This window comes from Paraburkholderia sp. CNPSo 3272, assembly GCF_024206495.1.
GTDB lineage: Bacteria > Pseudomonadota > Gammaproteobacteria > Burkholderiales > Burkholderiaceae > Paraburkholderia.
This window is the reverse complement of the sequence record NZ_JAMBPQ010000049.1, coordinates 1-19,382: the sequence shown is the minus strand read 5'-3', so window position 1 is coordinate 19,382 and position 19,382 is coordinate 1. Positions and strand designations below refer to the sequence as shown.

18 protein-coding genes are annotated in these 19,382 nt (G+C 65.7%); 16 read left to right on the top strand and 2 right to left on the bottom strand.

Going from position 1 to position 19,382, the window contains the following annotated elements; genetic code table 11:
• The first annotated feature begins 3 nt into the window (after positions 1 to 3).
• From M3I53_RS33575 to M3I53_RS33560, 4 genes are read left to right on the top strand one after another with little or no spacing between them, the layout of a single operon-like run.
• A complete protein-coding gene (locus tag M3I53_RS33575; RefSeq protein WP_302057950.1) occupies positions 4 to 765 on the top strand; it encodes a methyl-accepting chemotaxis protein in 762 nt (253 codons plus the stop codon).
• Positions 762 to 1,295: a hypothetical protein gene (locus M3I53_RS33570; protein WP_254320093.1), complete on the top strand. Its 534-nt coding sequence runs from the start codon at positions 762 to 764 to the stop codon at positions 1,293 to 1,295. Before M3I53_RS33575 ends, M3I53_RS33570 begins: the two co-directional genes overlap by 4 nt.
• Before the next feature lie 17 nt (positions 1,296 to 1,312).
• Positions 1,313 to 2,299 (top strand): chemotaxis protein CheX, encoded by a 987-nt coding sequence (locus tag M3I53_RS33565; RefSeq protein ID WP_254320092.1) that lies wholly within the window; start codon positions 1,313 to 1,315, stop codon positions 2,297 to 2,299.
• Between the two features lie 40 nt (positions 2,300 to 2,339).
• Complete coding sequence (locus tag M3I53_RS33560; protein WP_028229743.1) at positions 2,340 to 2,705, top strand: response regulator; 366 nt, start codon at positions 2,340 to 2,342, stop codon at positions 2,703 to 2,705.
• Positions 2,706 to 2,760: 55 nt separating this feature from the next.
• Here the strand turns inward: M3I53_RS33560 and M3I53_RS33555 are convergent, their stop codons facing one another.
• Positions 2,761 to 5,082, bottom strand: a complete 2,322-nt coding sequence (locus M3I53_RS33555; RefSeq protein WP_254320091.1) for an FdhF/YdeP family oxidoreductase — start codon at positions 5,080 to 5,082, stop codon at positions 2,761 to 2,763.
• A 205-nt stretch (positions 5,083 to 5,287) separates the two neighbouring features.
• Here M3I53_RS33555 and M3I53_RS33550 point away from each other — a divergent pair, with 205 nt between their 5' ends.
• The 7 genes from M3I53_RS33550 (at position 5,288) to M3I53_RS33520 (ending at position 12,820) form a co-directional block, all read left to right on the top strand.
• Positions 5,288 to 6,760 carry a PLP-dependent aminotransferase family protein gene (locus tag M3I53_RS33550; RefSeq protein ID WP_254320090.1) on the top strand — a complete coding sequence of 491 codons (1,473 nt, stop codon included), beginning with the start codon at positions 5,288 to 5,290 and terminating at the stop codon, positions 6,758 to 6,760.
• Positions 6,761 to 6,771: 11 nt separating this feature from the next.
• Positions 6,772 to 7,086: a helix-turn-helix domain-containing protein gene (locus M3I53_RS33545; protein ID WP_254320089.1), complete on the top strand. Its 315-nt coding sequence runs from the start codon at positions 6,772 to 6,774 to the stop codon at positions 7,084 to 7,086.
• A gap of 39 nt (positions 7,087 to 7,125) precedes the next feature.
• Positions 7,126 to 8,055 carry a LysR family transcriptional regulator gene (locus tag M3I53_RS33540; protein WP_254320088.1) on the top strand — a complete coding sequence of 310 codons (930 nt, stop codon included), beginning with the start codon at positions 7,126 to 7,128 and terminating at the stop codon, positions 8,053 to 8,055.
• Between the two features lie 90 nt (positions 8,056 to 8,145).
• Entirely contained in the window at positions 8,146 to 8,571 is a 426-nt protein-coding gene (locus M3I53_RS33535) for a MarR family winged helix-turn-helix transcriptional regulator (RefSeq protein WP_254320118.1), read from the top strand.
• A gap of 91 nt (positions 8,572 to 8,662) precedes the next feature.
• Positions 8,663 to 9,748: an HlyD family secretion protein gene (locus tag M3I53_RS33530; RefSeq protein ID WP_254320087.1), complete on the top strand. Its 1,086-nt coding sequence runs from the start codon at positions 8,663 to 8,665 to the stop codon at positions 9,746 to 9,748.
• Positions 9,749 to 9,812: 64 nt separating this feature from the next.
• The gene (locus M3I53_RS33525) at positions 9,813 to 11,348 is read left to right on the top strand and encodes a DHA2 family efflux MFS transporter permease subunit (protein ID WP_254320117.1); all 1,536 of its coding nucleotides are present in this window, start codon (positions 9,813 to 9,815) and stop codon (positions 11,346 to 11,348) included.
• Positions 11,349 to 11,386: 38 nt separating this feature from the next.
• Complete coding sequence (locus tag M3I53_RS33520; protein ID WP_375542620.1) at positions 11,387 to 12,820, top strand: efflux transporter outer membrane subunit; 1,434 nt, start codon at positions 11,387 to 11,389, stop codon at positions 12,818 to 12,820.
• A gap of 30 nt (positions 12,821 to 12,850) precedes the next feature.
• Here the strand turns inward: M3I53_RS33520 and M3I53_RS33515 are convergent, their stop codons facing one another.
• Positions 12,851 to 13,786, bottom strand: coding sequence for an AraC family transcriptional regulator (locus M3I53_RS33515; protein WP_254320085.1), 936 nt, complete (start codon positions 13,784 to 13,786; stop codon positions 12,851 to 12,853).
• A gap of 149 nt (positions 13,787 to 13,935) precedes the next feature.
• Between M3I53_RS33515 and M3I53_RS33510 the strand changes: the two genes are divergently transcribed.
• From M3I53_RS33510 to M3I53_RS33490, 5 genes are all read left to right on the top strand, one after another.
• Positions 13,936 to 14,472, top strand: coding sequence for a carboxymuconolactone decarboxylase family protein (locus tag M3I53_RS33510; protein WP_254320083.1), 537 nt, complete (start codon positions 13,936 to 13,938; stop codon positions 14,470 to 14,472).
• Positions 14,473 to 14,625: 153 nt separating this feature from the next.
• Positions 14,626 to 15,810: a thiolase family protein gene (locus M3I53_RS33505; protein ID WP_254320082.1), complete on the top strand. Its 1,185-nt coding sequence runs from the start codon at positions 14,626 to 14,628 to the stop codon at positions 15,808 to 15,810.
• A gap of 62 nt (positions 15,811 to 15,872) precedes the next feature.
• Positions 15,873 to 16,307: a MarR family winged helix-turn-helix transcriptional regulator gene (locus M3I53_RS33500; protein ID WP_254320081.1), complete on the top strand. Its 435-nt coding sequence runs from the start codon at positions 15,873 to 15,875 to the stop codon at positions 16,305 to 16,307.
• A gap of 126 nt (positions 16,308 to 16,433) precedes the next feature.
• On the top strand, positions 16,434 to 17,792 hold the full coding sequence (locus M3I53_RS33495) for a TAXI family TRAP transporter solute-binding subunit (protein WP_254320080.1): 1,359 nt from the start codon (positions 16,434 to 16,436) through the stop codon (positions 17,790 to 17,792).
• A 226-nt stretch (positions 17,793 to 18,018) separates the two neighbouring features.
• On the top strand, positions 18,019 to 19,382 hold a 1,364-nt coding region (locus tag M3I53_RS33490; protein WP_254320079.1), incomplete at its 3' end, for a DUF3300 domain-containing protein.

Here is a 19,382-nt window from a genome sequence, read left to right as displayed (position 1 = left end):
CGCATGGCGGGGGTGGAAGTGGTCTTACCGTATTTGATCGAAGGCGCGGCGCTCGTCGCTCTGGCGGCCGGCCTGGCCGTCGTGTGGGGCAAGCGTGCGCAAACGAAGGCAGGTGAGGCGGCGCGGGCGCAGGACACCGCGCATGCGGCCGCGCTTGCACAGGCGCAGGCGCACCATGCGGCGCAGCAGGAAGACGCCGCGCGTGAACACGAGTCGCTGGCTGCGCAGATCGAGTCGCTGCGTGCGGAACTTGCGCAGCGCAAGTCTGTGGCCGACGCACTCGAAGCGGCGCTCGCGAGCGAGCGCGCACAGCGTGACGACGCCATGCAGCACGCGGCGCGCATCGCGAGCGAGGCTTCGCGCCTGAAGCTCATGTCGTCGACGTTCGAGCGCTGGCACGAGCAGATGATCTCGCTGATGGCGCAAAACAACGACATGCACAAGAAGAACCAGGAGCTGTCGTCGATCGTGAGCCATGTGCTGATCGTCTCGCTTAACGCTTCGATCGAAGCGGCACGCGCGGGCGCGGCCGGCCGCGGCTTCTCGATCGTGGCGGGCGAAGTGCGCTCGCTCGCCACGCGTTCGCAGGACCTTTCGAAGAGCTACCGCGACAGCCTGAACCGCAACGACCTCATCACGGCCGCGACGTTCCAGGACATTCAGGCGGGCGGCAAGATGATCGCGGCGACGCTCGCGAGCGTGGAAGCGTCGACGCAGCAGCTGCATCACCAGCTCGAAGCGACGCGCGCCGGGGCGCACGCATGATCGGCACGCACGCGAAGGACAGCATCGAGCGGATTTTTTTCGCGGCGGCGCGCATGCGTCTCGTGACCGACGCGCAGCACAGCTGCGAAATCGAGCCTCGTACAGGCGACGCGCCTCAAGGCGAGCACCTGGTCGTGCTGACGATTTCGTCGATGCAGTTCCGCCTGCTGTTGCTGCTGCACTTCGAAGATGACGAGCGCACGCAGCGCTACTACGTGGGCGACGCAGCGCGCGTGCTCACCGAGTGCTTCATGGAGTTCGGCAACCTGTGCTGCGGGGCCATGAACCAGCGACTGGTCGAGCATTTCCCCGATCTCGGCATGTCCACGCCCTATGCTCTCAGCAGTGGATGCCTGCCGTATCTGCGCGAACTGAAGCCGGATTACGTGCAGTCGTATGCGCTCACGATCGATCACGACGTCCGGCTCGGCGCCACGCTGTGCGTCTGCACGCAAGCGCCGCTCGATTTCGTGGCGAGCGCCGCTGCAGTCGAAGTGCACGACAGCGCGGGCGAACTCGAGTTGTTTTGAAGGCAGAGAAAGGAAACATGAACACGAATAAGCCAGTCAGCAAGCTGTTGCTGCTGGAAAGCGATACCGCTCGTGCCGAGGCGATCGCGCAAACCGCAGCCGCACACGATTGCGTGTGCGTGCCGGTGCGGCGCGAAGCGCTCTCGGCGGCGCTGAAGACGCATTACGACCTGGGAGGCGTGCTGCTGGGCGAGGACTTCGGCGGCTCGCTCGAAGCCGCGGCGGCGGTGGCCGTCGCGCTGGAAGCGGAGCGCCCCGAACTACCTGTCGTGCTGCGGCGCGCAGCAAACGAGCACAGCGATGCGTTGCCCGAGCCATTGCGCCGCCTGCCGTGCGCCAGCTGGCACGAAAGCGGTCCCGCAACGTTGATCGCGGCGCTCGAAGCGCACGTGTTCTCGCACGACTACCCGGACCCGCTCGTGGACGGCATCACCGACATGACGCTCGGGCGCCTGCGCGGCCTCTTCGCCGGACTCGAAGTGAACTGGGACACGCCGAGCATCGTGCGCGACCGCATCATCTTCGGCGAGGTGTTGACGCTGATTCCGATCGAGACCGCATGGTGCCGTGGCTGGCTTCTCATGCAGACCGAGGAGGCGCCGCTGATCGAACTGCTGCCACCGCGAGCGGGCCGCGACGAAGCGAGCGACTTCCGCGACGTGAACGGCGTGCTCGCCGAACTCACGAATCTCGTGTGGGGGGCGTTCCGCAACCGCTATCTGGGTAACGCACACACTGCCGGCGAAGCGGGTTGGGGCCGCGCGCAGGTGCAGGTGCCGCTGCTCATCAATCATCGGCGGCGTTATTTGTCGTTTGGCTCCGACAACCCGCAGTTGTGCATCAAGTACCGGCTTACGTGCCCGAATACGGGCCGCGAAGTGATGATCGACCAGCGGTTCGTGTTCAGCCTCGGCTGGTCGCGCGAAGGGTTTGACGAGACGGCCGCGCAGGCCGCCGCTGCAGCCGTTGAAGAGCAGGCCAGCGGCGAACTCGAATTATTTTGATCAAATGCGCGCCCTAAGCGGCGCAACAGAGAGGGACAACATGGCAAAGATTCTGGTGGTGGACGATTCGAGCACGGTGCGCGACGAAGTGGCGGGTTTTCTGCGCAAGAACGGTCTGGACGTGGATACGGCCGTGGACGGCAAGGACGGTCTCGCGAAGCTGCGCTCGAACCCGGGCGTGAAGCTCGTGGTGAGCGACGTGAACATGCCGAACATGGACGGCCTCACGATGGTCGAGAAGATCCGCAGCGAACTCGCGAATACGGCCGTGAACGTGGTGATGCTGACCACGGAAAGCAGCCCGGCCATGAAGGAGCGCGGCAAGGCGGCCGGCGTGCGCGGCTGGATCGTGAAGCCGTTCAAGGGCGAAGCGGTGCTCGAAACGTTCCGCAAGCTCGCGAGCTAAGCGCCGCGCATGCAAAAAGGCCCCGTCGTCACTGCCGGGGCCTCCAGACCAGACATCACGCCGCGATGGCGTGATCGATAGCCGTGGCAGGGCTCAGCAGCACCGGAATCGACTTCGAAGTGGGCGTGCCCGCGCCATCGGCGATGGACGAAAGCGGCACGAGCGGATTGGTCTCGGGATAGTACGCGCCGAGGCAGCCGCGCGGAATGTCGTACTCCACCAGCATGAAGTCCTCGACGTGGCGCTCCACGCCGTCGTCCCACACGCTCGTGATGTCCACGTGCTGGCCCGGCTCGAAGCCCAGCATCGTCATGTCTTCGCGATTCGCGAACAGCACGCGGCGCAGGCCGTACACGCCGCGATAACGGTCGTCGAGACCGTAGATCGTCGTGTTGTACTGATCATGCGAGCGCGTGGTCATGAGCGTCATGAGACGCGGACCATGCTCGGCGCGCGCGCGGTGAATGGGCGTATCGAGCGCGATGGGGTGCACCACAAACTGCGCTTTTGCGCTGGGCGTTTTCCACACGCGCTCGCGCGAGGCCACACCCAGATGGAAGCCGCCCGGGTGCTTCAGGCGTTCGTTGTAGTTCTCGAAGCCGTCGAACACTTTTTCGATGCCGTCGCGGATCTTCGCATAGTCGGCGGCGAGGTCGAGCCAGTCCACCTTGTCGCTGCCGAGCGTGGCGTGCGCCATGCGCGCGACGATCGCGATTTCCGAAAGCAGGTTCGTCGAAGCGGGGCGGTTCATGCCGTAGGAGATGTGCACCATGCTCATCGAGTCCTCGACGCTCACGCCTTGCGGCACGCCGTTCTGCAGGTCGATCTCGGTGCGGCCGAGCGTGGGCAGAATGAGCGCGTCGCGGCCGTGAACGAGGTGGCTGCGGTTGAGCTTCGTCGTGATGTGCACCGTGAGCGCGCACGCGCGCATGGCTTCCCACGTGCGCGGCGTGTCGGGCGTGGCAATCGAGAAGTTGCCGCCCAGACCGATGAACACCTTCACATGGCCTTCGAGCATCGCGTGGATGGTTTCCACGACGTCATAGCCGTGCTCGCGCGGCGGCTCGAAGTTGTAGGCGTTGCCGAGGCGGTCGAGAAACGCCTGCGTGGGCTTTTCCTCGATGCCCACCGTGCGGTCGCCCTGCACGTTCGAATGGCCGCGCACGGGGCACAGGCCCGCGCCGCGGCGGCCGATATTGCCGCGCATCATCATGAGGTTCGAAAGCAACTGGATCGTCGCCACCGAATTCTTGTGCTGCGTGAGGCCCATGCCCCATGTCGAGATGACGGCGCGGCCTTTCACGTAGATATCGGCGAGCTTGAGCACTTCTTCCATCGGCACGCCCGCTTCGGCGACGATGGTGTCCCACGATTCGGCGCGCAGATCGGCGGCGAACGCGTCGAAGCCCACGCAGTGTTCGGCGATGAAATCGACGTCGAGCACGCGTTGCGTGCCTTGTGCGAGCGCTTCGTCGTCGAGTTCGATCACGCGTTTGGCCACGCCCTTGATGAGCGCGAAGTCGCCGCCCACGCGCGGGCGGATGAACACGGAACTGATCTGCACGCCCTTGGGCGAGAGCATGTCGAGCGTGTGCTGCGGGCTCGCGAAACGCTCCAGCCCGCGCTCTTTCAGCGGATTGATCGAGATGATGGTCGCGCCGCGCTTCGCGCATTCGCGCAACTCGCCGAGCATGCGCGGATGGTTCGTCGCGGGGTTCTGGCCGAAGATGAGCAGCGTGTCGGCGTGCTCGAAGTCGTCGAGCGTGACCGTGCCCTTGCCGATGCCCACCGTGCCCGGCAGGCCGCGGCTCGTGGCTTCGTGGCACATGTTCGAGCAGTCGGGGAAATTGTTCGTGCCGTACATGCGCACGAAGAGCTGGTAGAGGAACGCGGCCTCGTTGCTCGCGCGGCCCGAGGTGTAGAACGCGGCGCGGTTCGGGTCGTCGAGCGCGTTGAGGTGCTTCGCGATCAGCTTGAATGCATCGTTCCACTCGATCGGCACGTAGCGGTCCTGCAGCGCGTCGTAGACGAGCGGATCGGTCAGGCGGCCGTGCTGCTCCAGTTCGTAGTCCGACTGCGCCATCAGCTCGCTAACGGTGTGCTCCTGGAAGAACCCGGGCGTCACGCGCTTGCTGGTCGCCTCCGCCGCCACGGCCTTCACGCCGTTCTCGCAGAATTCGAACGTGGAAGCGTGCTCGCGGTCGGGCCAGGCGCAGCCGGGGCAGTCGAAGCCGTCGGGCTGGTTCTGCTTGAGCAGCGTGCGGTAGTTGCCGCCCGTCACCTTCTCCTTGATGAGGTTGATGGCGACTTGCTTGAGCGCGCCCCAGCCGGCGGCGGGGTGGTGATACGGCTCGATGCGACCTTGCGGCTTCTTCATGATGCGGTGGCTTTTCGTTTCCAGGGCGGTCTGCCCGATGACTCAAGGCTACTGTGTTCCTGTGCCCCCGGAGATCACAGAAAAAGCAAAAAGCAAGGGATACAGTTGCGGCGTTTTGTCATAGACTTGCCGTGATCGGCCTCGGCCTCGCGCCTGTAGCTTTCCCCCTTCGCCTGATTGAACCTGACCGGAACGCAACCCGAACGTGACCCGCTACGAGCAACTCGCCGACGATATCGAAGCCGCCGTGCGCCGCGGCGTGTTCGGCCCTGGCGAGCGCATTCTCTCGGTGCGGCGCGCGAGCCAGCAGCACGGCGTGAGCATCAAGACGGTGCTGCGCGCGTATGCACTGCTGGAAAGCCGCAGCGTGATCGAGTCGCGGCCGCAATCGGGGTATTTCGTGCGGGCGCTCGTGGGTGCGCCGCAAGGGCGCGGCGCAGCGGGCATACACGGCGCGCAGGGCCAAGACGCGGTCTCCCCTGGCAAGCCGCGCCGCGCGAGCGTGCCCAGGCAACCGTTGCCCGCCAACGTGGACGTGAGCCGGCTCGTGCTTTCCACGCTGCGCAGCATCGGCGCGCAGGACGCCGTGCCGCTCGGCTCGCCGTACCCGGACCCGGCGCTGTTTCCCTGGCGGCGCATCAACCAGTACGCCAACGCGATTGCGCGCCGCCATGCGAGCTGGAACCTCATCGACGACCTGCCGCCCGGCAACCCCGAACTGATCCGCCAGATCGCGCGGCGCTACGCCGAAAACGGCGTGAGCGTCGATCCCGAGGAAATCGTCATCACTGTGGGCGCGACCGAAGCGATCAACCTGAGCCTGCAAGCCGTCGCCAAGCCGGGCGACACGGTGGCCGTCGAATCGCCGACCTACTACGCGATGCTGCACGCCATCGAGCGTCTGGGCATGCGCGCGATCGAAGTGAGTACGCGCGCGGATACCGGCATCGACCTCGACGCGCTGGAGCGCGTGCTCGCGCGCCAGAAGGTCGCGGCCTGCATGGTGATGCCGAACTTCCAGAATCCGCTGGGTTTTCGCATGCCCGACGCAAACAAGGCGCGGCTCGTGGCGCTTGCCGAGGCGCACGACCTGCCCGTGATCGAGAACGACGTCTATCAGGAGCTGTACTTCGGGCAGACGCGGCCTTCCACGCTCAAGCAGTTCGACACGCGCGGCCTCGTGCTGCATTGCGCCTCGTTTTCGAAGAGCCTTTCCGCTTCGTATCGCATCGGCTGGGCGCTGCCGGGGCGCTACCGCGCGCAGGTCGAAAAGCTCAAGTTCCTCAACACGCTCACGACACCCTCGGTTCCCCAGGTGGCGCTGGCCGACTACCTGCGCCACGATGGCTACGACCGGCACCTGCGCCGCGTGCGGCGCTTCTACCGGCAACAGGCGCGGCTCATGCGGGCGATGGTCGAGCGCTTCTTTCCGGCGGGCACGCGCAGCTCGGAACCGCAAGGCGGCTACGTGCTGTGGGTGGAACTGCCGCCGCGCGTCGATTCGATGCGGCTTTATCAGGCGGCGCTCGCGCAGGGCATTACTATCGGGCCCGGCTACATGTTCTCGATGCGCAACGAGTATCACCACTACATCCGGCTGAACTACAGCTACCCATGGAACGCGCAGACCGAAGCCGCGCTGAAGACGCTAGGCGAAATGGCCGCGAAGATGGCATGAGGAGACAGACGATGAACGCAGATAAAGAGCGCGAAGACGGCGCAGACGACTTGGGCGTCGACCCGGTGCTGATTGCCGTGCTCGAGCGGTTGTGGCGCGCCGAGTGTGAGAAGAGTGAGCATCACGAGCGGCAGGGCCGGGCGTGGTCGCTCGCGAAACTCTCGAAACAGGCCGGCGTGCCGATGAGCGGATTGCGCAGACAATTGACGGCGCTCGTAGACGGCGGCCTCGTGGTGACGACGCAGGCCGAAGATGGGACCGGCACGGCGAGTTTGTCGGACGAGGGGCGGGCGTTCTGTGCGGAGGTGTTCGGCGAGGGCGACTGAAACGCATTAAGCTACGCCAACACGATCCCTCTCACGACCATGGACTACATCGACAGCCTGCGGATCTTCCGCTCCGTCGTCGAGGCGCGCAGCTTCACGCGCGCCGCGGACATGCACAGCCTCACCACGCCGGTCGTCTCGCGCGCCATCGCGCGCCTCGAAAAGCGCCTCGGCAGCCGGCTCTTTCATCGCAGCACGCGGGCGGTGTCGCTCACCGAGGCGGCCGAGCGCTTCTACGAAGGCTGCTGCCGCGTGCTCGACGATCTCGACGCGCTAGAGGCCGACGCCACCGTCCAAACGCGCGAAGCGAGCGGCGTGCTGCGTCTGGTCGCGCATACTACGGCCACGGTCAATCGGCTCGTGCCGCTCATCGCCAGCTTCAAGCGCACGCATCCCAAGGTGACGCTCGACGTGATCCTCACCGAGCGCCCCGTCGACCTGATCGCGGATGGCTACGATCTCGGCCTCGTGCTGCCGTTCATGCTCAACAACGAATCGACCGTCACGCGCCTGCTCGAGCGCATTCCGCTCGCGCTCGTCACGACACCCGCGTATCTCGCAGCGCGTGGCACGCCGAAGCATCCTGCCGACCTCTCCGATCACGTGTTCGTGCCGATGCCGCCTTCCATGCGCAAGCCCGCGATCGCGTTTCGCGTGGGCGACGAGGAAGTCGTCGTGCCGTTGCACCACGAAATCGCCTCGAACAACCCGGAGTTCAACCGCGCGATGGTGCTGCAGGGCTTCGGCATCGGCATTCTCCCCACCGCGCTCGTCGGGGAGGAACTCGAGGCGGGCAAGCTCGTGACGGTGCTCGACGACTTCCCGCTCGTCGACATGCAGATCGAGATTCGCCTCGCTTACACCACGCGCACGCTGCTGCCGGCGAAGGTGCGCGCGTTCATCGACCACGCCACGGCATTCTTCGACGATGTGGCGCACGAGGCGCCTTCTGAAGTGAAGGCAAATTGAAAGATTGGCGGCGATTATTGTCGCCGCGTCCATAATGTGATGCTGCGCGTACGGCTTGTTGGGGGCCTTATTGGCGACTACTCTGTGCATATGCACATCTACCAGTCACCCGAGCACGACGATTGCTTTGCGGTACGCCAGGCCGCGCGGCATCTGTCGCAGCTTTACGAGCGGCACCTGAGCGCGGCGGGGCTCACGCCCACGCAGTTCAGCATTCTCGGCGCGCTGGGCCGCGCGTCGAGCCTCACGATGGCGGAACTCGGGCGGTCGATGGTAATGGAGCGCACCACGCTCGTGCGGGCCTTGCGGCCGCTGTTGCGCGGCGCGCTCGTGGCCGATGCGCCGGACTGCGGTGAACGCCGCCGCCGCCTCGCGCTCACGCAAGTGGGCCGTACGCGGCTCGACGCGGCGCACGAACACTGGCGCGCGGCGCAAGACGAATTCGAGCGCCGCTTTGGCGCACGACGCGCCGCGTGGCTGCGGCGCGAGTTGTTCCGCATCACTCGAGCGGTTTAGTGTTTTCGGTTGGATTTGTGGGTTGCGTCGCGCTTGTTCCCATCGCGGCGTTTTTTTCATCTTTAGTAGTGTATATGCACAGGTAAACGTCATGTCGAGTCCTTCCACTTCCGTCGTGGTCGAGCCCACGCAAGCGAGAGAGCGTACGCGCATCTCGCGCATGCGTCTCGCGCTGGGCGCGGTCGCTCTCGTGCTGGCGGCTGCCGCCGGCTATTGGTTCTTTGTGCTGCGCTTCGTCGAGACCACCGACGACGCCTACGTGGGCGGCAACGTCACCGTGATGGCGCCGCGCGTGAGCGGCTTCGTCTCTGAGATTCCCGTGCAGGACAACCAGCGCGTGCACGCGGGCCAGGTGCTGTTGCGTCTGGACTCGCGCGATTACGACGCCAAGCTCGCCCAGGCCAACGCCGAGCTTGCGAGCGCGCGCGCCGCGGTCGACGAGCTGCAGGCGAGGCGCACGTTGCAGGAAGCGGTGATCAACCAGCACCAGGCCGAAGTGCGCGCCTCGAATGCGGAACTCACGCGCAGCGGTCAGGACCAGACGCGCTACCGCGAACTGGTGAAGGACGACGCGGTCTCGAACCAGCTGGTCGAGCGCGCGGATTCCGACTACGCGAAGGCCCAGGCGTCGGTTGCGCAAAGCGGCGCGGCGGTGCTGGCGGCGCAACGCCAGCTCGACGTGCTGGCCGCGCAGATCAACGACGCTCAGGCGCGTGTCGCAACGGCCGAGGCCAATCAGCGCCTCGCGCAACTGAACGTCGAATACACGACGTTGACCGCGCCCGTGGATGGCTACATCGGTAATCGCACGGCGCGGGTGGGCACGCTTGCCAACGTGGGCGCGCCGCTGCTGACCGTGGTGCCCGCCACCGGCCTGTGGGTGGACGCGAACTTCAAGGAAGACCAGTTGAAGAAGATGCACGCGGGCGACCGCGCCGACGTGACGCTCGACGCGGCCAGCGGCACGCTGCACGGCACAGTGGAGAGCCTCGCGCCGGCCACGGGTGCGACCTTCAGCGTGCTGCCGCCCGAGAACGCCACCGGCAACTTCACGAAGATCGTGCAGCGCGTGCCGGTGCGCATCCGTGTCGACGCGAATGCGCCGGCGGACCTGCAAGCCGCGCTGCGGCCCGGTCTCTCGGCGACCGTGAAAGTGCATCTCACGCAAGCGCATTGAAGAGGTGACGACGATGAACGCCACGACAAGCGCCGACCCGACACTCGCCCCCCATCTCCAACCGATGGCGCAACGCGCCTTCGCGTTCGCGCTGATGTGCATCGGCTTCTTCATGGCCACGCTCGACATCCAGATCGTCGCTTCGTCGCTGCGCGACATCGGCGGCGGTCTTTCCGCGAGCCAGGACGAGCTGTCATGGGTGCAAACGGCTTATCTGATTGCCGAGATCATGGTGATTCCCATGTCGGGCTGGCTCTCGAAGGTGTTCTCCACGCGCTGGCTCTTCGTGGCCTCCGCGGTGGGCTTCACTATCACGAGCATGTTGTGCGGCCTCGCCTGGGACATCAATTCGATGATCGTGTTTCGCGGCCTGCAAGGCGCACTCGGCGCAGCGATGATCCCCACCGTGTTCACCACGGCCTTCGTGCTCTTTCCCGGCAAGCAGCGTCTCGTTGCCTCCACGACGATCGGCGCGCTCGCCTCGCTCGCGCCCACGCTCGGGCCCGTGATCGGCGGCTGGATTACCGATCAATGGTCGTGGCATTGGCTGTTCTATCTGAACCTCGTGCCGGGTATTGCGGTGGCCGCGCTCGTGCCCAAATACGTGAACATCGACAAGCCCGATCTTTCGCTGCTCAAGCGTGGCGACTATCTGGGCATCGTGCTCATGTGCGGCTTTCTCGGCTGCCTCGAATACGTGCTCGAAGAAGGCCCGCGCAAGAACTGGTTCGGCGACGACGTGATCGTTGCCTGTACGTGGATCTCCGCGATCTGCGGCTTTCTCTTCATCGTTCACGCGCTCACGGCGAAGGACCCTATCGTCGACCTGCGCGCGCTGCTCGTACGCAACTTCGGCATTGGCAGTCTGCTTTCGTTTGTCACGGGCATCGGCATTTTCGTGGCCGTTTATCTCACGCCGCTCTTTCTCGCGGAAGTGCGCGGCTACAGTTCGCTGCAAATCGGCTTGTCGCTGCTTTCGGTGGGCGTGTTCCAGTTGCTCGCGCTCGCCGTCTACGCGTTCGCCACGCGCTATTTCAGCATGCGCGCGCTGATGCTGTTCGGCCTGATCTGCTTCGCGTTTGGCTGCTATCTGTACGTGCCGCTCACGCACGACTGGGGCTGGCAGCAATTCCTCGTGCCGCAGGCGTTGCGCGGCATTGGCCAGCAATTCGCCATTCCGCCCATCGTCACGATGTCGCTCGGCTCGCTGCCGCCTTCGCGGCTCAAATCGGCCAGCGGTCTCTTCAATCTCATGCGCAACCTGGGCGGCGCAATCGGCATTGCCGTGAGCGCGACGATGCTCAACGACCGGCTCAACTTTCACTATCTGCGCCTGAACGAGAGCGTGACCGGCGGCGCGCCGCAGATGCAGTTGCTGCTGGCGGGCCGCACCGCGTATTGGTCGTCCGTGGCGGGCAACGCAGTCGACGCCGCCGAAGCGGGCCTCGCGCAACTGCACGCACTGGTTCTGCGCGAAGCGCTCGTGATGACGTTCTCCGATACGTTCTTCGTGCTCTCGCTTTGCTTCCTGGTCGCCATTGCGAGCGTGGCGTTCTCCAAGCCGATTTCGCTGGGTGGCCCGCCGCCCGACGCCCATTGAGGTGACCCATGAAAACCCCTGAACGCTCATCGACTCCCATGCGTCTCGTACTTTCGCTGCTTTCCGCCGCCGTGCTCGCCGCATGCGCGGTGCAGCCCGCGCAGCATCCCGACCTGCCCGCCACGGTGCACAAAACGGCGCCTGTGGCATGGCGGATCGACGCGCCACAGGACGCCATCGAAGCGCGCGCCTGGTGGGCGCAGTTCGGCGACCCGACGCTCGATACGCTGCTCGCCTCGGTGTTCGAAGGCAACCTCGACTTGCAGGCCGCCGCCGAGCGCGTGAAGCAGGCGCAATCGATCACGACGCAAAAGCACGCGGCGCTGCTGCCGCAACTCGACTTCACGGCGCATGGCGCTTATACGCGGCAGAACACGCCGCCGCCGCTCGGCTATGTGAAGCAGGCAGGCGCAGGCCTCGCGTTGAGCTGGTCGCCCGACGTGTTCGGCGGCGAGCGGCTCGACCTGCTCGCGGCGCAAGCGAACCTCGTGGGCCAGAAGCATGCGCTCGATGCCGTGCGCCTCGCGCTCGCGGCGAATACGGCCTCGGCGTACGTCGATCTGCGCTATGCGCAGGCAGAGTTGAAGATCCTTCAGGATAACCTGGAGATTCGCAAACACACCTTGCTGCTCACGCAAGACCGCCTGAAATATGGCCTTTCCACGCAACTGGACGTGGCCCGCGCGCAAACGCAGCTAAGCGAGCTGCAAGCGCGCATTCCGCGCGCACAGGCAAGCATCGATCATCAATTGAACCTGATTGCCGTGTATACGGGGCGCACGCCGGAGTCCGTGGCGCAGCTCGCGCTTGCGCAAACGGCGCCCATTCCCGGCGTGCCCGCGAGCGTGCCGCAGATGCTGCCTTCGGAAGCGCTGCTGCGCCGCCCCGACGTGCAGGCCGCCTACGCCACCGTGCAGCAGCGCGCGGCGGAAGTGGGCGTGGCGCGCGCCGAGCGTTATCCGAAGTTCACTCTCAATCTCACGGACGGCATTCTCGCGGCGTCCTATCTCGGCATGCCCACGCTCACGGATAACCTCTTTAGCGCGGCGATCGGCGCGACGAGCCCGATCTTCAACGCGGGGCGCATCACGGCCGACATCGACCAGAGCGAGAGCCGCATGCGCGAATCGCAACTGAATCTGCAGGAGACCATGCTGCAGGCATTGCGCGAAGTGGAAGACAGCCGCAGCGATCTGGTGAGCACGGCGAGCCAGACGGTGCAGTTGAACGACGCGCTGGCTTCGTCGGCGCAATCGCTCAAGCTCGCTAACCAGCTCTACAAGGGCGGCGCCACGGACTTTCTCGACGTGCTGAGCGCGCAGCAGACCCTGCTCGCCGATCAGGACCTGCTCAACGATGCGCAGCGCGAACGCGCGCTCGCGGCGGTGGCGCTCTACCGGTCGCTGGGCGGCGGCTGGAGCCAGAGCGGCGACGTGGTGCTCGCGCAGGAAACGCCCGCGCACGGCGGCTAAACGGCACGGCCCGAAGCCATGACCTTGCGCTCAAGCGCCCGAAGCCGCCTCGCGCGCCAGCGAGCGCCACTGCGCCGGCGTCATGCCCACGTGGCGCTTGAAGCCGCGCTGGAATGCGGCGTCCGACTGGTAGCCGACGAATTCGCCGATCTCCGCCACGCTGTCGTTGCTCTGCGCGAGCATGCGGCCCGCGAGCGTCATGCGGATATCGGTGAGCACGTCGGCGGCCGAGCGGCCGATGGCCTCGTCGAAGTGCCGCGCGAAGGTCGCGCGCGACATGTGGCAAAGCTCGGCAAGCTCGGGCAGCGTCCAGGACTTGCTGGGCGCTTCGAACATGGCGTCGATGGCGGGTTGCAGGCGTGGACGCTGCGCGAGCGCGAGCAGGCCGCGCGGCGGGGCGTCTCCGGCGCTGGCGTAGCGCAGCGTGAGCCCGAAGAGCGCGCCCGACAGATGGTTCACGAGCGACTCGCTGCCCGGCGCCGCCTCATACGCTTCGTCGCGCAACAGTGCGATCAGGCGCACGAGACGTTCGGGTGCTTGCGTGCCGTCCCGCGCGCTATGCACGACGAGGCGCGCCGGCAGATTCTCTCGCAGCAGGCGCTGCGGCACGGCAGGCAGCAGGAAACGGCCGCACAGGACGTCGGCGATGGCGCCATCGCCCACATTCGTTTCGATGCTCACGCCGTTCTCCATCCGCCTGGCAACCACGGCGGGCGCTGCGCCGCTGCCGTCGTGCAGCACGTGCGCGCTGCCCGAGGGAAACAGCACGATGTCGCCCGCATGGAGCGCGACGGGCGCGCCGTGCGCATCCTCGACGATGGCGCGCCCCGCAAGCAGCACGTGGTAGCGGATCTCGCGCTCCTTCGCAGCGGGATCGTCGATGCGCCAGGGCGCGCCGAAATGACAGCGCACGTCGAGGCGGCCGGCAACGGGCATCAGCGCGAGAAGGCGGCTCAGCAGATCCATGGTGGGCGAGTGAGACGATTGAGCATAAAGTCGCGCCATTCTGGCATTAAAAGCGCGACGGTGCGCGACTAGACTGCATCCATGCCATCGACGATGGCAACGCGACACAGACACCCGCTCGCGACCATGCAACGTTAAAGGAGCAAAACATGTCCCGTCTTTCCGCCATCAAGCCTGAAGCCGCCACTGGCGCCGCCGCTGAAATCTTTGCAAAGATCCGCAAGGCCGTGGGCAAGGTGCCCAACGCGTACGCCACCATCGGCACGCATAGCCCCGAAGCGCTCGGCGCGCTGCTCAACATGGAGGCCGTGATCTCCGCCGGCACGCTGTCGAAGCCCGACATCGAAGCGATCAAGCTCGCGGTGAGCGAAGTGGCGGGTTGTGATTACTGTCTCGCCGCGCACACCCTGGCGGGCAAGTTCGCCGGGCTCGCGCCGGAGACGATGAAGGCGGTCCGCGCAGGCGAAGCGACCGGCGACGCGAAGCGCGACGCACTCGTGCACTTCGTCCGCCTGCTGGTGAAGACGCACGGCACGGTGCCCGAAGCGGAAGTGAGCGCGATTCGCGAAGCCGGTTATACCGAGCACCAGATCGTGGAAATCGCGCTCGCCGTGACGTCGATTACGTTCACGAACCTCGTGAACCGCATCAACGATACGACACTCGATTTCCCGGCCGCGCCGTAACGTAGCGGCAACGGTTTTACCACCCCGCGTGCGCTGGATACGACATCAATCGTGCCAGCGCACGCGAGCGCTTGTTCCACAAAAACGTTTGAAAGTGTGCATATGCATACATAGAATGCTAGTGGAATGGTGCACATGAAAGGAGAGTCGACCATGAGTACACGCGAGATCGTTTTGTGCCAGCCGGTGCGTACGGCAATTGGCGGATTCAACGGTGCGTTCAAGGGCGTGCCGGCTACGGAGCTAGGCGCGGCGGCGGTGCGCGAAACGCTCGCGCGCGCGAAGCTCGACCCCGCTCGGCTCGGCTCCGTGGTGCTCGGCAATGTGATCCAGGCGGGCAACAAGATGAATCCCGCGCGTCAGGCCGAGCTTGGCGGCGGCGTGCCGGTTCAGGTGCCCGCGCTCACGGTGAACCGCGTGTGCGGCTCCGGCGCGCAAGCTGTTGCGAGCGCCGCGCAGGAGGTGATGCTGGGTCTTGCCGACGTCGCGCTGGCGGGCGGCATGGAAAACATGGACCGCGCGCCGTACTTGCTGGATGGCGGCCGTTGGGGCTATCGCATGGGCAACGCCGAGATTCACGACAGCATGCTGCGCGACGGCCTCGTCGATGCGTTTTCGGGCCAGCATTCGGGCTGGCATACGGAAGACCTCGTGACGCGGGCCGGGCTCACGCGTGCTGAACAGGACAACTGGGCCGCGCGTTCGCAGCAACGCTTTGCTTCCGCACAAGCGGCGGGGCGCTTCAAGGAAGAAATCGTCGCGGTGGAGATCAAGGGCAAGAAGGGCATGGAGCGCATCGATACCGACGAAGCGCCGCGTCCCGACACGACGCTCGAAGGGCTCGCGAAACTGCGTCCCGCGTTTCGCCCGGACGGCACGATCACGGCGGGCAACGCGCCGGGCCTGAACAGCGCGGCGAGCGCCATGCTCGTGGCGGAGCGCGGCTTCGCCGAAGCCGAGGGGCTCTCGCCGATGGTCAAGCTCGTGGCGTGGGGCGTCGCGGCGGTGGAGCCGGGCCTGTTCGGCCTCGGCCCCGTGCCCGCCGTGCAACTCGCGTTGGGGCGCGCCGGCTGGTCGCTGGCCGACGTCGAGCGCTTCGAGATCAACGAGGCATTCGCGGCGGTGCCGCTCGCGGTCATGAAGCAACTCGGCATTCCCGAGGACATCGTGAACGTGGAAGGCGGTGCGATCGCGCATGGCCACCCCATCGGCGCGACGGGCGCGATTCTCACCACGCGCCTCGCATGGTCGATGCAGCGCGACGGGCTGCGTCGCGGCGTCGTGACGCTTTGCATCGGCGGTGGCCAGGGTATCGCGCTCGCGCTCGAGAAAGTATGATGGCCGGGCCACGTGAGGCGCGTGGGGCTGAGATACGGACTGTGACACAGGCGGGGAACACGATGACGAAGCGGATCGTACGCGAGGAATGCAACTGTTTTGCGCTGCGGCAGGCCGCGCGTTTCGTCACGCAGCTTTACGAGCGGCATCTCTCGCAGGCCGACGTGACGGCCGCGCAGTTCACCATCCTCTCTCGCCTCGCGGGTCGGCCCGACGCCACGGCCGCCGAACTCTCCGACGACCTCGTGATGGACCGCACGACGCTCGTGCGGGCGCTCAAGCCGTTGCAGCGGGACGGCCTCGTGCTCACGGCGGCGGCCGAGCACGACACGCGTACGCTGGTCTACCGGCTCTCGGCAGCGGGCTTGCGGCGCTACGACAAGGCGCATGCGCTATGGCTCGACGCGCAGGCCGAGTTCGAGCAGCACATGAAGCGCGACCGCGCGAAGGCGCTGCGCAGCGAGCTGTTCGCGCTGACGAAGGCTGCTGCGGGCTGACACGACACATATCGAAACACGCGTTCCGTAAGCTCTCCGGGAAAGGCGGCCGCGCCAGCGATCAGATCTGGCGCGAAAATGGCATCATGGGAATTCCAGAGTCTGACGCTCTGTCGCCGGGTTCTCATGAGACGATATCGACCGCCGCCGCCCAATTTTCTGCGTGACCACGCGCATCCAGCCTGGCGCGATATCGCCTTGACGACGCTGCCCGTGGCCCTGTTCTGCGCGGTGGTCGTCGGTCTCGTCTTCTGGCTCGTCGATCCGGCGCCCCCGCGCACCATCACGATCAGCGCGGGCCCTGCCGACAGTTCCTTCATGCAGATGGCGCAAGCCTACCGCGCGATCCTCGCGCGCAACGGCGTCACGCTCAAGATCCTCGAATCGGACGGCTCGGTGCAGAACCTGCAGCGCCTGCTCGATCCGAAGCAGCACGTGGACCTCGCCTTCGTGCAGGGCGGCGTCGCCGACGGTATCGACACAAGCTCGCTGATGTCGCTCGGCAGCGTGGCCTATGTGCCTATCGTCGTTTTCTATCGCGGCTCGGGCCTCACACGGCTCTCCGAACTCGACGGCCAGCGCATCGCCATTGGCCGCGTGGGCAGCGGCACGCGCGAGCTGGCGCTCAAGCTGCTCTCCGCGAACGGCATCGATCCCGGCGGCGACTCCACGTTCCTGCCGCTCGACGGCATGGATGCGGCCACGGCGCTCGTCTCCGGCCGCGTGGAGGCCGCGATGCTGAGCGGCGACTCGACCACGCGCGCGCTCATGCTGCGTTTGCTCGATATTCCCGGCATCTCGGTGATGAGCTTCGATGAAGCGGCCGCTTATACGCGGCTCTTTCCGTATCTGGAGGACGTCGATCTGCCGCCCGGCGTGCTCGATCTGCGCCGGCGCCAGCCACGCGAGACGGTGCATCTGATCGGTCCGACCGTCGAACTCGTCGCGCGCGATACGCTGCATCCCGCGCTCTCCGATCTGCTCATCGAAGCCGCGGGCGAGGTGAACGGCGCGCCCGGGCTCCTGCAGCGCGAGGGCCAGTTTCCGAGCCCGGCGGTGCACGACTTTCGCGTGAGCGAGGACGCTACGCGCTACTACAAGTCGGGCAAGAGCTTTCTCTATCGCGCGCTGCCGTTCTGGCTCGCGAGCGTGACGGACCGTCTGCTCGTGCTGCTGTTGCCGCTGGCCGTGCTCGTGATTCCCGCGTTGCGCACGATACCGGCGCTGTATCGCTGGCGCGTGCGTTCGCGCATTTATCGCTACTACGGCGCGCTCATTGCCATCGAGCGCGACGCGCGCATGCATACGAACGAAGAACAGCGGCGCGCGCTGATCGAAGAACTCGACGAGATCGAGCGATCCCTCAATACGCTGCGCATGCCGCTAGCGTTCGCCGATGCGTTTTACGTGTTGCGCGAACACGTGGGTTTCGTGCGCATGCACTTGAATGCCGGCGAGTCGCAATCGCACTCCAGCGCGGTCTAATTCGTATTCACGATATTGTTACGCTCAACGTAGTTTCCGTCTCGTTGATGCACATCGCTTAATCGCAGTGTTGCACCCCTTCTTCGGTTGACAGTGCGAGTCTCGTCCCTTTATTTTTTGTAGCCACGCCGTCGCGGCTTTGCGACTGTGAGGATCACTTGAGGTTTGCGAATGTTCGATCCCTGCGCATATCAGAACCATTGTTCGTAACCGGGAGGACCATAACGTGAAAACATCCGGTGCAAGCCAGCGTCTTGCCTGGCTCGTGTGCGCCACACTTGCTGGCGCGCCGCTCTTCGTGGGGCCGCTTGGACCCACTGCCGCACCTGCGCAGAATGCGGCGCATCTTTCGAACCAGCAGCTCGATTCGCTCACCGCGCCCATCGCGCTCTATCCCGACGCGTTGCTCGCGCAAGTACTGATGGCCGCGACGTTCCCGCAAGACGTGTCCGCCGCCGCAGCGTGGACGAAGTCCAACCCGAACCTCAAGGGCGACGACGCAGTGAAGGCCGTCGCGTCCCAGCCTTGGGACCCGAGCGTACAGTCGCTCGTGGCGTTTCCGCAGGTGCTCGAAACCATGGCTTCGAAGCCCGACTGGGTCCAGCAGATCGGCAACGCGTTTCTCGCGCAGCCCAACGACGTGATGGACTCGGTGCAGCGCTTGCGCGCGCAGGCGCAGAAGGCGGGCAACCTCAAGTCCAACGAGCAGCAAAAGGTCGTGGTCCAGCCGGCCTCGAGCACCTCGACCACGCAGACCATCGTGATAGAGCCTGCGAATCCGCAGGTGGTCTACGTGCCGACCTATAACCCCACGGTCGTCTTTGGCGTCTGGCCATATCCGGCCTATCCGCCCGTGTATATGCCGCCGCCTCCGGGTTACGCCATTGCGGCGGGTTTCGTCGGCGGCCTCGCGTTCGGCGCGGGCATTGCGGTCGCGAATTCGTTGTGGGGCGGCTTCAACTGGAACAACCATGACGTGAATATCAACGTCAATCGCTACAACAACATTAACGTCAACAACCGCATCAATTCGAACAACGGCACGGCGAACTGGAATCGCAACGCCAATGTCGAGCGCCGCCAGAACTACAACAACGCGAACCTGAACGGGCAGCGCAACCAGTACCGGGGCTACGACCAGTCGCGCACGCAGGCCATGGAGACCCTGCAGAATCGCACTGGCCAGAACATGAGCGGCAATGCCCAGCAGAGACTCCAGGGCATCCAGGAAGGCGGACGGCCGAACGCCAACGGCGGCAACGGGCTCAACAACCGCGGGCAAAACGGCGCGCAAAACGCGAACCGTGGCAACGAGCTGAACAACCGCGCTCAAAACGGCGCGCAAACCGCAAACCGCGGCAACGACCTGGGCAATCGCGGGCAGAACGGCGCGCAAAACGCGAACCGCGCGAACGATCTCAACAACCGGGCGCAGAGCATGAATCGCGACAACGCGTTACGCGGCGCGGGCGACGGCGCCAATGCGCGGCTCGAACAGCAACGCGGCCAGCAAAGCCGCGAAGCGTTCCAGAGCCATGGCGGCTTCAACGGCGGCGGAGGCGGTGGCGGCTTCCATGGCGGTGGTGGCGG

Bases quoted from the DNA above. Each gene is read 5' to 3' on its own strand.
- M3I53_RS33495 (WP_254320080.1), top strand. From the start codon at position 16,434: ATGAGACGATATCGACCGCCGCCGCCCAATTTTCTGCGTGACCACGCG.
- M3I53_RS33545 (WP_254320089.1), top strand. From the start codon at position 6,772: ATGAACGCAGATAAAGAGCGCGAAGACGGCGCAGACGACTTGGGCGTC.
- M3I53_RS33575 (WP_302057950.1), top strand. From the start codon at position 4: ATGGCGGGGGTGGAAGTGGTCTTACCGTATTTGATCGAAGGCGCGGCG.
- M3I53_RS33535 (WP_254320118.1), top strand. From the start codon at position 8,146: ATGCACATCTACCAGTCACCCGAGCACGACGATTGCTTTGCGGTACGC.
- M3I53_RS33540 (WP_254320088.1), top strand. From the start codon at position 7,126: ATGGACTACATCGACAGCCTGCGGATCTTCCGCTCCGTCGTCGAGGCG.
- M3I53_RS33520 (WP_375542620.1), top strand. From the start codon at position 11,387: ATGCGTCTCGTACTTTCGCTGCTTTCCGCCGCCGTGCTCGCCGCATGC.
- M3I53_RS33530 (WP_254320087.1), top strand. From the start codon at position 8,663: ATGTCGAGTCCTTCCACTTCCGTCGTGGTCGAGCCCACGCAAGCGAGA.
- M3I53_RS33560 (WP_028229743.1), top strand. From the start codon at position 2,340: ATGGCAAAGATTCTGGTGGTGGACGATTCGAGCACGGTGCGCGACGAA.
- M3I53_RS33555 (WP_254320091.1), bottom strand. From the start codon at position 5,082: ATGAAGAAGCCGCAAGGTCGCATCGAGCCGTATCACCACCCCGCCGCC.
- M3I53_RS33570 (WP_254320093.1), top strand. From the start codon at position 762: ATGATCGGCACGCACGCGAAGGACAGCATCGAGCGGATTTTTTTCGCG.
- M3I53_RS33505 (WP_254320082.1), top strand. From the start codon at position 14,626: ATGAGTACACGCGAGATCGTTTTGTGCCAGCCGGTGCGTACGGCAATT.
- M3I53_RS33565 (WP_254320092.1), top strand. From the start codon at position 1,313: ATGAACACGAATAAGCCAGTCAGCAAGCTGTTGCTGCTGGAAAGCGAT.
- M3I53_RS33515 (WP_254320085.1), bottom strand. From the start codon at position 13,786: ATGGATCTGCTGAGCCGCCTTCTCGCGCTGATGCCCGTTGCCGGCCGC.
- M3I53_RS33500 (WP_254320081.1), top strand. From the start codon at position 15,873: ATGACGAAGCGGATCGTACGCGAGGAATGCAACTGTTTTGCGCTGCGG.
- M3I53_RS33510 (WP_254320083.1), top strand. From the start codon at position 13,936: ATGTCCCGTCTTTCCGCCATCAAGCCTGAAGCCGCCACTGGCGCCGCC.
- M3I53_RS33525 (WP_254320117.1), top strand. From the start codon at position 9,813: ATGGCGCAACGCGCCTTCGCGTTCGCGCTGATGTGCATCGGCTTCTTC.